This window comes from Kitasatospora sp. NPDC001261 (assembly GCF_042896795.1).
In the GTDB taxonomy this organism is placed as follows: Bacteria; Actinomycetota; Actinomycetes; order Streptomycetales; family Streptomycetaceae; genus Kitasatospora.
On record NZ_JBIAXP010000013.1, the window covers coordinates 79,633 to 92,069 of the forward strand.

Sequence of the window (12,437 nt, forward strand, 5' to 3'; positions counted from 1 at the left end):
GCCCGGCGTCAGGCCCCGCGCGTCGCACCGGGGTCCGCGCCCCCGGTGCCGTCCAGGCGCTGCTGCCAGACGGTGAGCAACCCCTGCAGGGCGCCTGCCTCCTCGGGGCTCAGGTGGGCCAGCAGCCGGTGCTCGTTGCGCATGTGCGCCGTGAACGCCTCGTCGATCAGGCGCCGGCCGGCCTCGGTGAGCGCGACCACGCGCCCGCGCCGGTCGTCGGCGGCCGGGCGGCGGGTGACCAGCCCGGCGCGCTCCAGGCGGTCGATCCGCTTGGTCATCGCCCCGGTGGTCACCATCGTGTGCGCGGCCAGCTCGCCCGGGGCCCGCTCGTACGGGGCGCCGGCCCGGCGCAGCGCGGCGAGCACGTCGAACTCGCCCTCGCCCAGGCCGTAGCGCTGGTAGACGAGGGTCAGCTCGGCGGTCAGGCGGGCGGCGAGGCGGTGCAGGCGCCCGATGACGGCCTGCGGGGAGACGTCCAGGTCGGGGCGTTCGCGCCGCCACTCGGCCTGGACCCGGGCGACGTGGTCCGCGGCGTCGGTGGGGTCCGCGTGGTCGGCGTGCTGCCCGTGTCCCTGTCCCTGTCCGTGCTCCATGGGCGCCATCCTACCCCCGATAGCTTCCCAGGAAGCTATATTGTCTTCCATGGAAGCCAATACGCGGTGGGTCCTGCTCACCGCCCTCGCCCCCGTCGCCTGGGGCGCCAACTACTGGGTCACCCACGCCCACCTGCCCGCCGACCACCCCCTGTGGGGCGCCGCCCTGCGCGCCCTGCCCGCCGGCCTGCTGCTCCTCGCCCTCGCCCGCCGCCGCCCGCACGGCGCCTGGTGGTGGCGCAGCGCGCTGCTCGGCCTGCTCAACACCGCCGTCTTCTTCGTCCTGCTCTACCTCGCCTCCCAACTGCTGCCCACCAGCGCCGCCGCCACCGTCATGGCCGCCTCCCCGCTGACCATGCTGCTCACCGCCTGGGCCCTGGCCGGCCCGCGCCCGCGCCGCGCGCACCTGGCGGGGGCGGTGGTGGGCCTGGCCGGCGTCGCGCTGGCTCTGGCCGGACCGGGGGAGGGCATCGGCTGGGCCGGGCTGGCCGCCTCGGCGGCCGCGATGCTGGTCTCCTCCGTCGGCTACGTGCTGGCCGCCCGCTGGCGCGAGGGCGCCGACCCGCTCGCCGCCACCGCCTGGCAGCTGACCGCGGGCGGCCTGGTGCTGCTGCCGCTCGCCGCCGCCGTCGAGGGCCCGCCCCCGCCGGTGGACGCGCCCACCCTGCTCGCCTTCGGCTACACCACCGTGATCGCCACCGCGCTCGCCTTCGCCTGCTGGTTCGCCGGGCTGCGCCACCTGCCGGCCGGCACCGTGGGCCTGCTCGGACTGCTCAACCCGCTCACCGGCGTGCTGCTGGGCACGGCGCTGGACGGCGACGCCTTCGGGCCGCGCCAGGGCGCGGGGCTGGCGCTGGTCGTGGCCGGCATCCTGCTCGGGCGGCCGCGCGCCGAACCCGCTGTCCGTCCCGCCGCCGAGCCCGTCGCCGAGCCCGTCGCCGAGCCCGTCGCCGAGTCCGCTGCCGGGCGGGCCCGCCCGGCAGCGGACCGGGACCTTGATCTCAAGTCGACTTGAGGTCCTAGCCTCCGTGGTGCGCGACCGGACCGGGTCGCGCCGCGCACGGCGACCCCGAGGAGCCAGGGCCATGACCACCGACACCACCGCCACCGACACCACCGCCATCGACACCATCGCCGCGAACCTCGCCGCGCTCGAACAGCGGGTCCGGGTCCTCACCGACCGCGCCGAGATCACCGGCCTCATCGACGGCTACCTGCTCAGCCTCGACACGGTGCCCCGCGACGGCGGGCGGTTCGACGAGGCCTGGGCGCGGCGCTACTTCACCCCCGACGTGCGGATCACCACGCCGGTGGGGGACCACGAGGGCATCGACGGGCTGGCCGAGTCCGAGCAGGCGACCCTCGGGAAGTTCGAGCGGACCCAGCACGTGGGCGCCAATCACATGATCGACCTGGACGGGGACCGGGCCGCGGTGCGCTGGAACGCCGTCATGGCGCACGTCCACCTCGCCTCCACCCAGCGGGCGCGCGGCGAGGAGCCCGGCGGCCGCTTCGACGTCGGCGGCACGTTCACCGGCGAGGCGGTGCGCACCCCCGACGGCTGGCGCCTGCGGAGCCTGGACGTGCGGGCCGTGTGGACGAGCGGCAGGGGCCCGCTCGTCCTGACCCCGAAGGCCGGGGCGACCCTGCGCGACCTCGCCGGCGGAGCGTGACGGCGGCCCCGGGACGCCGACCGGGGCGTCACTTGGGCCGGGGCCCCGCCGCTTGCCCACCGGGCGGATCACGTGATCTGCTGGCGCGAGCATCGCGTGCCGGTGACGGACCGCGTCAGGCATGGAGGTGCGCAACCGAAGGGACCGCCACCCGTGGCCTCCCCCTCCACCGGCCGTACGGCCGCCCTCAGCCTGCAACTCTCCCGCGCGCACAAGGACTTGCGCCGCCGCCTCGCCGACCTGCGCGCGAACCTCGGCCGGCCCCGCCCGCACGGCGGCGACGACCGGCTCCTCACCCACTGCCTGGCCTTCTGCACCGCCCTGACCAACCACCACCAGGGCGAGGACGACGGCCTGTTCGCCCAACTCCTGCGCGAACGCCCCGACCTGGAGCCGACCATCGCCAACCTCGTCGAGGACCACGGCCTCATCACCGGCATCCTCACCCGGGTGCGCGACCTCGCCGACCAGGCCGCCGGACGGCCCGACGCCGACCTGGAGGCGATCGGACGCGAACTCGACGGGCTCGCCGCCATCATGGACTCCCACTTCGGCTACGAGGAACGGGCCATCGGCGCCGCCCTGGACGCCGGGGTGCGCGACGACGGCTGGTCCGAACCGGTCCTGCGCTTCCGCGCGCCGCGGGACCCGGCACCGTAGAACCCGCGCACCGTAAGACCCGGGCGCCGTAGAACCCGCGCACCGTAAAACCCGTCGCACCGTCCGGCCCGCCTTCCCTACACTCGCCACGCGGCCGCGCCCCGACGCGCGGCCCGAACGCGACGACCGTGACGTACGAGATGGGGAGAGGGGGCGGGCGGCCATGCCGAAGCAGAGTGCCGCCGCCCCCTCTCCCGCGTCGCGGTACGAGGTGATCCTGGTGTCCCGCCTCTCCCGGTGCCCGCTGCGCGGCCGGCACCGGAGCAGTGCCGCCACCGTCTGACACCGGCCCGTGAGGCCGTAAGCCCACTGTGTGGCAACGAACCCGACGGTCCGTCGGCACTGCCGAATCGCGCGCCCACCCCACCAGCAGGACCGCCTCGAAAGGCACCCGGGCCATGCGCACCCACACCACCACCGCGAGCACCACCACCACAAGCAGCATCGCCGCCGTCCGCAACCTCGGCATCCTCGCCCACGTCGACGCCGGCAAGACCACCGTCACCGAGCGGATCCTCTACCTCACCGGCACCACCCACAGGCGCGGCGAGGTCCACGACGGCACCACCGTCACCGACTTCGACCCCCAGGAACGCGACCGCGGCATCACCATCTTCGCCGCCGCCGTCAGCTGCGCCTGGGCCGGGCACCGGATCAACCTCATCGACACCCCCGGCCACGTCGACTTCGCCGACGAGGTCGAGCGCTCGCTGCGCGTCCTGGACGGCGCGGTGGCGGTGTTCGACGCGGTCGCCGGCGTCGAGCCGCAGAGCGAGTCGGTGTGGCGCCAGGCCGAACGCCACGGCGTGCCGCGCATCGCCTTCGTCAACAAGCTCGACCGGGCCGGCGCCGACCTGGACGCCGCCGTCGACTCCATCCGCGAACGCCTCCACCCGCGCCCGCTGGCCGTCCAACTGCCCATCGGCGCCGAGGAGTCGTTCACCGGCGTCGTCGACCTCGTCCACCTGCGCGCCCTCACCTGGTACGAGGACGGCGCCATGGCGCACGGCCCGGTGCCCGCCCACCTCGAAGGCGCGGCCGCCGAACGCCGCCGCGCCCTGGAGGAGGCCGTCGCCGAACTGCACCCCCGGGCGCTGGAGGAGTTCTGCGCCCACGGAACCGTCGGCGCCGCCACCCTCACCGCCGCCCTGCGCGACCTCACCCGCACCGGCGAGGCCGTCGTGGTGCTGTGCGGCTCCGCCTACCGCAACCGCGGCATCGAACCGCTCCTGGACGCCGCCGTCGCCTACCTGCCCTCCCCGCTCGACGTCCCGCCCACCCGCTCCGCCGACCGTACCCAGCAGCGCGACCCCGACCCCGAACAGCCCCTGACCGCCCTGGCGTTCAAGGTCACGGCCGCCCCCACCGGGCGCCTCACCCACCTGCGCCTGTACGCCGGCACCCTCCACAAGGGAGCCACCGTGCTCGACACCGCCACCGGCCGCCGCGAACGCGTCGCCCGCATCCTCACCGTCCTGGCCGACCGCCACACCGAGACCGACCACGCCCGCGCCGGCGACATCGTCGCCGTCGTCGGCCCCAAGCACACCCGCGTCGGCGCCACCCTGTGCGACCCCGACCACCCGATCCTCCTGGAGGCCCCCGTGAGCGCCGAACCGGTCGTCACCGTCGCCGTCGAGGCCCGCCGCGCCACCGACACCGACAAGCTGGCCGCCGCCCTCGCCCGCCTCGCCGAGGAGGACCCCTCGCTGCGCGTGGCCACCGACCCCGAGACCGGCCAGCGCACCCTGTCCGGACTGGGCGAACTGCACCTGGAGGTCGCGGTGGAGAAGGTCCGGCGCGACAGCGGGATCGAGGCGGTCGTCGGCCGCCCGCGCGTCGCCCTGCGCGAGGCCCTCGTCGAGGGCGTCACCGGCTTCGTCCACCGGCACGCCAAACAGGACGGCGGCGCCGGCCAGTTCGCCCACCTCGTCCTCGACGTCCACCCCCTGCCGGACGGCGCCGAAGCGGAGTTCGCGTTCGCCTCCACCGTCACCGGCGGCCGGGTGCCGCGCGAGTACGTGCAGGCCGTAGAGGCGGGCTGCCGCGACGCCCTGGCCGAAGGACCGCTCGGCGGACACCCGGTCACCGGCGTCGCCGTCACCCTCACCGACGGGGCCACCCACCCCAAGGACTCCTCCGAGCTCGCCTTCCGCACCGCCGCCCGCCTCGGCCTGCGCGAGGCCCTGCGCGCCTCGCGGATGCACCTGCTGGAACCGGTCGCGGAGGTGACGGTCACCGTGCCCGAGGACGCGCTGGGCACCGTCCTCGGCGACCTCGCCGCCCGCCGCGGCCACGTCCGCTCCACCGACCCCGGCCCCGGCGCCACCGCCCGGGTGGGCGCGCTGGTCCCGCTCGCCGAACTGTTCGGCTACGCGGGCCGCCTGCGCGGCCGCACCCAGGGCCGCGGCACCTTCACCACCCGCCCGGCCGGCTACGCCCCCGCGCCCACGCCGGCCGGCTGAGCCCGCCGCCCGGCCCCGCCGTCCCCACGGCGGGGCCGGCCCCGTTACAGCGCCCCGGCGTCGGCCGCCGCCCACGCCGACGGGTACAGCGGACGCCAGCCCAGCTCCCGGCGCGCCGCCGCCGTCGACACCTGCCCCTCCCACGGGTCGAACGGGGCGTCCGGCGAACCGCCGGGGTGGACCCGCCCGTTGAGCGCGTACAGGTCCCAGGCCGTCAGCGGCGCGTCGTCGCCGACGTTGTACGCGCGCCCCTCGACGCCGGGCACCGTCACCGCGCGCCACAGCGCCCGCGCCACGTCCGCGTGGTGCACCACCGCCAGGCGCTGGTGCGCGGGCCAGTGCGCGGCCCAGTTCAGCGACTGCGCCAGGTGCGGATCGCCGTCCCCGTACACGAACGCCAACCGGGCCACCACCAGCGGCAGTTCGTCCCCGAGCGCGCGCAGCCCCTCCTCCGCCCGCGCCTTGGACGCCGCGTACACCCCCCACGCCGGATCCGGCGCCGTCCGGTCGCCCTCCACGGCGGGGCGGCCCAGCCCCCGCCCGTACACCAGGTTGGTACTGGTGTGGACGAACCGCGCGACCCCGGCCTTCGCCGCCTCCCTCCCCAGTGCCACCGCCGCGTCCCGGTTGACCGCCCACGCCGTCCCGTCCGGCACCCCGCGCAGCGCCGCCGCCACGTTCAGCACCACGTCGGCCCCGTCCAACGCCCGCGCCCGGTCGCCCTGTTCGCACAGGTCGCCGACCACCACCTCCACCCCGTCCAGGCCCCGGGCCCTCGCCGCGTCGCGCACCAGCACCCGCACCGAGGAGCCCTCCGCCCCCGCCCACCGCACCAGCCGCGGCACCAGCCGGCTGCCCACCGAACCCGTCGCGCCCGTCACCAGGATCTTCGCCATCGCCCGTCTCCTCCAGGGAGTCGCTTCCTCCGACGCCCACCACCCTGCCCGCGGCGCGAGGGGCGCGGCAGAGACCTCCCGATCCAGGGAGCGCCGATCCCCGGCTGGGGCCACGGGGCGCCCGGGCGGGCTCCCGGCCGCCGACACCCGCCGACACCCGCACCGACCGCCGACGCCCGCACCGACCTCCGGGAGCCAGGTCAGCGGACGGCGGGCTCCCGCGGGCCGGGGCGGCCGTCACCGTAGGCGCCGGCCATGGGGGAGGAGCCGGTGGTGAGGAAGTCGTGGATCGCCACCAGGTAGACGGCGCGCTCCACGGTGCCCTCGCCACCCGTGTCGAGGGCGTCGAACGCGGCGGCGGCCCCCTCCGGCGGGTTGCCGCTCGCCGCGCGCAGCCGGGCGAACTCCCCTCGGGTCACACGCCCGTCGCCGTCGCCGTCGGCGAGGTCGAACAGCGAGCCGAGCGCAGGCCGACAGGTCTCCTCGAAGGCCTCGTGACCGGCCCAGGCGCGGTACTCCTCGAAGGTGACGCCGCCGTCCCCGTCGCCGTCCATCTGCCGGAAGACCTCCTCGTGGGCCGTGCGGGCCGCGGCCACCAGCGGGTCGTACGGGCCGCGCCCGAACGCCGAGGCCGCCCGGTCGACCCGGGCGAGGTACTCGTCGTGGGAGATCACGCCGTCGCCGTCGGTGTCCAGCATCGCGAAGATACGGCGCTTCGCCTCGTCCGACATTCCGTCACCATCCGTTCTCACAGGGGAAGTTCCGCCGGTCCACGCTACCGGCGGGACGCGCGCGGGCCGGGAAGGCGCGGCACGGGAGCGGGCGGCGTCCCGGCAGCCGGGGACCGGCGATCCCTGGCTGCGCCGCGCCCCGGCGGGCCATGCTGGGGGCATGATCGACCGAACGGCGCTGGCCGACTTCCTCACCCGGGCCCGGGCCCGCCTCACCCCCGCCGACCTCGGGCTGCCGCCCGGGGCGCGGCGGCGCACACCCGGACTGCGCAGGGAGGAGGTGGCACAGGTCGCCGGGCTGTCCGTCGACTACTACGCGCGCCTGGAACAGCGCCGCGGCCCCCAGCCCTCACCGCAGCTGCTCGCCGCCCTGGCCCGGGCCCTGCGGCTGAGCGAGGACGAACGCGACCACCTGTTCCGCCTCGCCGGGCACGAGCCCCCGCGCCGGCACGGCCCGCTCGGCCACGTGCGCCCCGGACTGCTGCTCATCCTCGACCGGCTGCACGACACGCCCGCCCAGGTGGTCTCCGACCTCGGCGACGTCCTCGCGCAGAACGCCATGTCGGCCGCCCTGTTCGGGGACCACACCGCCCTGGCGCCCGAGCGCCGCAACCTCCTGCTGCGCTGGTTCACCGACCCCGGCACCCGCACGCTGTTCCCCGCCGAGGACCACGAGGACCTCGCCCGCGCCCACGTCGCCGCCCTGCGCGCCGCCCGCACCGCCCGCCCCGGCGACCGCCGCGCCGCCGAACTCCTCGACGAACTCCTCGCCGACGGCGGCGAGTTCACCGCCCACTGGGAACGCCACGAGGTCGCCCGGCGGCGCAGCGGCCGCAAACGGCTCCTGCACCCGGTGGTCGGGCCGCTGGACCTGGAGTGCGAGGTGCTGGCCGCCGGCGGCGAGGACCAGCTGCTGCTGGTGCACACCGCCGCGCCCGGCAGCGACTCCGCCTCCCGCCTGGAACTGCTGCGCGTCGTCGGCGCCCCCGCCCCCGCCTGACGCCCGCACCGGCATCGGAAGGCCCCGCTGCGCGACGAGGCGGGCCGGGGCCCGTAGGCTGGGCCGGGCCGTGACGGCACAGACCGTCACCAGAGCGCACAAAGCGACCGACCGACAGATCGACAGACCGACCGATCGACCGATCGCCAGAGACCGACAGAAGCGGGCAGGCAGGGGCACATGCAGTTCGACGACCAGGGCGACCTCGACACCTCGCAGGTGGACGACCGGCGCGGCATCCCGGGCGGGAAGGTCGCCATCGGCGGCGGGGCCGTGGGCCTGCTCGCGGTGCTGTTCGCGGTCGTCCTCGGCGTCGACCCGCAGCTGCTGGGCCTGTCCTCCGGCTCCGGCTCCTCCAACTCCTCCACCGGCACCCGCACCGCCGGCGAGGTGCAGCAGGCCTGCAAGACCGGCGCCGACGCCAACAAGCGCCAGGACTGCCGGATCGTGGCCGTCACCAACAGCCTCCAGGAGTTCTGGCGCACCGAGCTGCCGCGCGCCGCCAAGATCCCGTACAAGAACGCCGAGACGGTGCTGTTCACCGGCCAGGTCTCCACCGCCTGCGGCCCGGCGACCTCGGCGGTGGGCCCGTTCTACTGCCCCGGCGACAAGAAGGCCTACTTCGACCTGGGCTTCTTCAACGAGCTGTCCGCCCGCTTCGGCGCCAAGGGCGGCCCGTTCGCCGAGTCCTACGTCGTCGCCCACGAGTACGGCCACCACATCCAGACCCTCACCGGCGCCATGCAGAAGGTCGGCAACGACCGCCAGGGCGCCGCCAGCGGCTCGGTGCGCCTGGAGCTGCAGGCCGACTGCTACGCCGGGGTGTGGGCGCACCACGCCACCACCACCCCGCAGGCCTCCACCGGCCGTCCGCTGATCGCCTCGCTTACCGACCAGGACATCGCCCAGGGCCTGGACGCGGCCGCCGCGGTCGGCGACGACCGCATCCAGCAGCAGGCCACCGGCCGGATCAACCCGGAGGCCTGGACGCACGGCTCCGCCGAGCAGCGCAAGGCCTGGTTCACCACCGGCTACCGCGGCGGCGACTTCGCCCAGTGCGACACCTTCTCGGCCGCCAAGCTGTAGCACCACCGCCCGCGAGGACCGGCCGCGACGTCCGCCCGCGCCGCCCGTCGTCAGAAGCCCCGCTGCGCCTGCCCGCTCCGCGCCCAGTCCCAGCCCGTGATCGCCTCGCGCAGCCGGCGGGCGCCGGCGGGCAGGCGCGTGTCCGCGGCCCAGAACAGGGTCAGGGAGCGCCGGCAGTCGGGGTCGTCGACGCCGACCCACACCAGCGGCAGGCGGGTGGCGGTGCGCCGGGAGAGCGCGGGCACCAGGCCGATGCCCAGGCCCGCGCTGATCAGCTCGGCGATGGCGCCGGCCTCGTCGCTCTCGCAGACGATCCGCGGCTCCAGGCCGCGGGCTGCGAACAGCCGCTCCAGCAGGCGGCGCTGCCAGTGCCCGGGGCGGGCGGCGATGAACGGCTGGTCGGCGAGGTCGTCGACGCCGACCGCGGTGCGCCCGGCCAGCGGGTGGCCGGGGGCGACGGCCAGCCCCACCTCCTCGTCCAGCAGCAGCACCGACTCCAGGCCCTCGGCGGTGATCGGCTGGGAGACGACGGCGAGGTCGACGTCCTGGGCCCGCAGCCGCCGGGCCGTCTCCCGCGCGGGCAGCTGGTGCAGTTCGACCTCCACCCCCGGGTGGCCGCGCTTGAACGCGGCCAGCGGCCCGCTGAAGGCCAGGAAGGTCTCCGAGGCCAGCCGCACCGTGCCCAGCCCCTGCCCGGCGGCCTCCGCCACCGCCCGCCGGCCCGCCTCCAGCTCGCCGAGCGAACGCTCGACGTAGCCGCGGAACAGCTGCCCGGCCGCGTTCAGCCGCAGCCGCCCGCCGCGCTCGAACAGCGGGGTGCCCAGCTCGGCCTCCAACCGGGCGATGGAGCGGCTCAACGACGGCTGGGCGACGCGCAGTTCCTCCGCCGCCCGGCTCAGGTGCTCCAGCCGCGCCACCGCCAGGAACTGCGCGAGCGTGTTCAGGTCCACGAAAGCCCCCATGCCCCAGCGGTCATAACGCCATAGCAATATTGATCTTAGACAGGATAGCCGGGCGGACATAGCGTCAGGGACGGGCCGCACACCGCCCGCAGCGGTGCGCCGGCCCGGACGCCCTGTACGAGGAAGGACCCCGCGCCATGGCCACCGCCGCCCACCAGACCCCACCGGAGCCCGAGGCCCGGTCCGCCGCAGGGGAGCGGACCGGGCCACGGGCGGGGACCGGCCCGGGGGAGCGGACCGGGCCCGCCGGACGGACCCTGCGCGCCGTGGCCGCCGTCCACACCGCCGCCGCCTTCGGCCAGCCCGTCTTCGCCGGCGTCTACCTCAGCGGCGACTACGACGCCCTGGGCTGGCACACCGTCGGCGCCAACGCCGTCACCGCCCTCGGCTACCTGCAGCTGGTCGCCGCCCTCGTGGTGTGGATCCGGCTGCGCCGCTCCTGGCCGGCGGCCGCCACCCTCGCCGCGGTCGCGGCCGAGACCGCGCAGTACGTCGCCGGAACGGAAGGCGCCCTGTGGCTGCACCTGCCGCTGGGCGTGGCGACCATCGCCGGCCTCGCCGTGCTCACCATCGCCCTGTGGCGCACCCCGCTGCCCCCGCGCCGGCCCCTCCGCCGGGAGGACGACGACCGTGCCTGAACCCCAAGGCAACCTGACGCGCCGTCAAATCCTCGGCATCGGCGGAGCGTTCGGCCTGCTCACCACCGCCTCGCTGGCCGGCGCCGCCGCCCTCGCCCGCCGCCCCGCCACCACCGGCGCCGAACTGCGCACCGCCGCCGCCCTGCCGCCCCCCTACCAGGTGCCGCTGCCGCTGCCCGCCGTCGCCAGGCCCGTCTCCACCGACGGCGGCACCGACCGCTACGAGATCGTCCAGCGCGAGACCAGCGCCGAGATCCTGCCCGGCCTGCGCACCCCGCTGTGGACGTACGGCGGCTCCTTCCCCGGCCCCACCATCGAGGCCCGCCGCGGCCGGCCCGTCACCGTCACCCACCGCAACGAACTGCCGGTGCCCACCGTCGTCCACCTGCACGGCGGCCGCACCCCCGCGGACTCCGACGGCTACCCCACCGACCTCGTCCTGCCCGCCGCCTGGCCCCAGACCCCCCAGACCATGCCCGGCATGGACGGCGCGGGCGGCCACGGCGGCGGCACGGGTACGGGCATGACCGACCCCCGCGCCGTCACCAGCCGCCTGCGACGCGACTACACCTTCCCCAACGACCAGCGCCCCACCCTGCTCTGGTACCACGACCACCGCATGGACTTCACCGCCCCCGCCCTCTGGCGCGGCCTCGCCGGCCTGCACATCGTGCGCGACGACGCCGAGGACGCCCTCGGCCTGCCCGCCGGCCCCCACGAGATCCCCCTGATGATCACCGACCGCGCCTTCACCGCCGACGGCGCCCTGACCTACCCCTCCCTCGACCCCGCCCTGCGCGACCGCCCCGGCGTCACCGAACCCCACCTCGCCGGCGTCCTCGGCGACGTCGTCCTCGTCAACGGCGCCCCCTGGCCCGTCCACGAGACCGACGCCGCCCGCCACCGCCTGCGCCTGCTCAACGCCTCCAACGCCCGCCACTACGAACTCGAAGCCCGCACCGAGGACGGCCGCCGCCTCGACCTCGTCCAGATCGGCGCCGACCAGGGCCTGCTCGCCGCCCCCGTCACCCACCGGAGCCTGCCCGTCGCCCCCGCCGAACGCCACGACCTCGTCGTCGACTTCGCCGCCGCCCCCGTCGGCTCCCTGGTCCGGATCGTCAACCGCCTCGGCACCGGCCGCACCCGCGACGTCATGGCCTTCCGCATCGCCCGCCCCGCCCCCGCCGACGACAGCCGCATCCCGCCCCGCCTCGCCACCGACCTGCCCGACTGGCGGCGCGAAGACGCCGTCCGCACACGGGACTTCGCCTTCCGCGCCGGCCGCATGAACGGCGGCCACGGCTGGCTCATCGGCGGCCGCCCCTTCGACCCCGCCCGCACCGACGTCACCGTCCCCCTCGGCGACACCGAGATCTGGCGCCTGATCGCCGACGTCCACCACCCCGTCCACCTCCACCTCGTGGGCTTCCGCATCCTCACCCGCGGCGGCAGACCCCCACTGCCCCACGACGCCGGCCTCAAGGACACCGTCTCGCTGCGCCCGGGGGAGTCCGCGGAGATCATCACCCGCTTCGACGGCTACCGCGGCCGCTACCTCTTCCACTGCCACAACGCCGAGCACGAGGACATGGGAATGATGGCCAACCTGGAAGTCGTCTGATCCCTTTCACCCCTGTTCGGGGGGATCCGCCGGAACTGCCGGACCTTCACGGCTCTCGCACCGGATGATCACTCTGCTGCCGGAATCCCGACCCCCGCCGTACCGGGCGGTC

General features: G+C 76.1%; 12 protein-coding genes. 8 read left to right on the top strand and 4 right to left on the bottom strand.

The window, feature by feature from the left end; translation table 11 throughout:
• Positions 1 to 8 precede the first annotated feature (8 nt).
• Positions 9 to 593, bottom strand: a complete 585-nt coding sequence (locus tag ACFY4B_RS18710) for a MarR family winged helix-turn-helix transcriptional regulator (protein ID WP_079272912.1) — start codon at positions 591 to 593, stop codon at positions 9 to 11.
• Between the two features lie 49 nt (positions 594 to 642).
• Between ACFY4B_RS18710 and ACFY4B_RS18715 the strand changes: the two genes are divergently transcribed.
• The 4 genes from ACFY4B_RS18715 to fusA all read left to right on the top strand — a co-directional run bounded on the left by ACFY4B_RS18715 (position 643) and on the right by fusA (position 5,391).
• On the top strand, positions 643 to 1,608 hold the full coding sequence (locus tag ACFY4B_RS18715; protein ID WP_387968943.1) for a DMT family transporter: 966 nt from the start codon (positions 643 to 645) through the stop codon (positions 1,606 to 1,608).
• Between the two features lie 70 nt (positions 1,609 to 1,678).
• A complete protein-coding gene (locus ACFY4B_RS18720) occupies positions 1,679 to 2,266 on the top strand; it encodes a nuclear transport factor 2 family protein (RefSeq protein ID WP_387968946.1) in 588 nt (195 codons plus the stop codon).
• Positions 2,267 to 2,419: 153 nt separating this feature from the next.
• Positions 2,420 to 2,926: a hemerythrin domain-containing protein gene (locus ACFY4B_RS18725; protein ID WP_387968948.1), complete on the top strand. Its 507-nt coding sequence runs from the start codon at positions 2,420 to 2,422 to the stop codon at positions 2,924 to 2,926.
• Between the two features lie 398 nt (positions 2,927 to 3,324).
• Positions 3,325 to 5,391 (top strand): elongation factor G, encoded by a 2,067-nt coding sequence (gene fusA / locus ACFY4B_RS18730; protein WP_387968951.1) that lies wholly within the window; start codon positions 3,325 to 3,327, stop codon positions 5,389 to 5,391.
• A gap of 44 nt (positions 5,392 to 5,435) precedes the next feature.
• On the opposite strand, the gene ACFY4B_RS18735 is transcribed toward fusA, so the two are convergent.
• The gene (locus tag ACFY4B_RS18735; protein ID WP_387820796.1) at positions 5,436 to 6,287 is read right to left on the bottom strand and encodes an NAD-dependent epimerase/dehydratase family protein; all 852 of its coding nucleotides are present in this window, start codon (positions 6,285 to 6,287) and stop codon (positions 5,436 to 5,438) included.
• A gap of 200 nt (positions 6,288 to 6,487) precedes the next feature.
• On the bottom strand, positions 6,488 to 7,018 hold the full coding sequence (locus ACFY4B_RS18740; RefSeq protein ID WP_387968953.1) for an EF-hand domain-containing protein: 531 nt from the start codon (positions 7,016 to 7,018) through the stop codon (positions 6,488 to 6,490).
• 163 nt (positions 7,019 to 7,181) lie between these two features.
• Here ACFY4B_RS18740 and ACFY4B_RS18745 point away from each other — a divergent pair, with 163 nt between their 5' ends.
• Together ACFY4B_RS18745 and ACFY4B_RS18750 are read left to right on the top strand one after the other, a co-directional pair.
• Positions 7,182 to 8,018 (top strand): helix-turn-helix transcriptional regulator, encoded by an 837-nt coding sequence (locus ACFY4B_RS18745; protein WP_387969308.1) that lies wholly within the window; start codon positions 7,182 to 7,184, stop codon positions 8,016 to 8,018.
• Positions 8,019 to 8,198: 180 nt separating this feature from the next.
• Positions 8,199 to 9,104, top strand: a complete 906-nt coding sequence (locus ACFY4B_RS18750) for a neutral zinc metallopeptidase (protein ID WP_049655538.1) — start codon at positions 8,199 to 8,201, stop codon at positions 9,102 to 9,104.
• A gap of 50 nt (positions 9,105 to 9,154) precedes the next feature.
• Here the strand turns inward: ACFY4B_RS18750 and ACFY4B_RS18755 are convergent, their stop codons facing one another.
• The gene (locus tag ACFY4B_RS18755) at positions 9,155 to 10,054 is read right to left on the bottom strand and encodes a LysR family transcriptional regulator (RefSeq protein ID WP_387968956.1); all 900 of its coding nucleotides are present in this window, start codon (positions 10,052 to 10,054) and stop codon (positions 9,155 to 9,157) included.
• Positions 10,055 to 10,203: 149 nt separating this feature from the next.
• Here ACFY4B_RS18755 and ACFY4B_RS18760 point away from each other — a divergent pair, with 149 nt between their 5' ends.
• Together ACFY4B_RS18760 and ACFY4B_RS18765 are read left to right on the top strand one after the other, a co-directional pair.
• Positions 10,204 to 10,704, top strand: coding sequence for a hypothetical protein (locus tag ACFY4B_RS18760; RefSeq protein ID WP_387968959.1), 501 nt, complete (start codon positions 10,204 to 10,206; stop codon positions 10,702 to 10,704).
• The gene (locus tag ACFY4B_RS18765) at positions 10,697 to 12,325 is read left to right on the top strand and encodes a multicopper oxidase family protein (RefSeq protein ID WP_387968962.1); all 1,629 of its coding nucleotides are present in this window, start codon (positions 10,697 to 10,699) and stop codon (positions 12,323 to 12,325) included. The genes ACFY4B_RS18760 and ACFY4B_RS18765 overlap by 8 nt, the downstream gene beginning before the upstream one ends.
• The last annotated feature ends 112 nt before the right edge of the window (positions 12,326 to 12,437 follow it).

What these genes read in the sequence shown, in the direction of transcription:
- ACFY4B_RS18710 (WP_079272912.1), bottom strand. Translation starts at nt 593, where the DNA reads ATGGAGCACGGACAGGGACAGGGACACGGGCAGCACGCCGACCACGCG.
- ACFY4B_RS18715 (WP_387968943.1), top strand. Translation starts at nt 643, where the DNA reads ATGGAAGCCAATACGCGGTGGGTCCTGCTCACCGCCCTCGCCCCCGTC.
- ACFY4B_RS18720 (WP_387968946.1), top strand. Translation starts at nt 1,679, where the DNA reads ATGACCACCGACACCACCGCCACCGACACCACCGCCATCGACACCATC.
- fusA (WP_387968951.1), top strand. Translation starts at nt 3,325, where the DNA reads ATGCGCACCCACACCACCACCGCGAGCACCACCACCACAAGCAGCATC.
- ACFY4B_RS18735 (WP_387820796.1), bottom strand. Translation starts at nt 6,287, where the DNA reads ATGGCGAAGATCCTGGTGACGGGCGCGACGGGTTCGGTGGGCAGCCGG.
- ACFY4B_RS18740 (WP_387968953.1), bottom strand. Translation starts at nt 7,018, where the DNA reads ATGTCGGACGAGGCGAAGCGCCGTATCTTCGCGATGCTGGACACCGAC.
- ACFY4B_RS18750 (WP_049655538.1), top strand. Translation starts at nt 8,199, where the DNA reads ATGCAGTTCGACGACCAGGGCGACCTCGACACCTCGCAGGTGGACGAC.
- ACFY4B_RS18760 (WP_387968959.1), top strand. Translation starts at nt 10,204, where the DNA reads ATGGCCACCGCCGCCCACCAGACCCCACCGGAGCCCGAGGCCCGGTCC.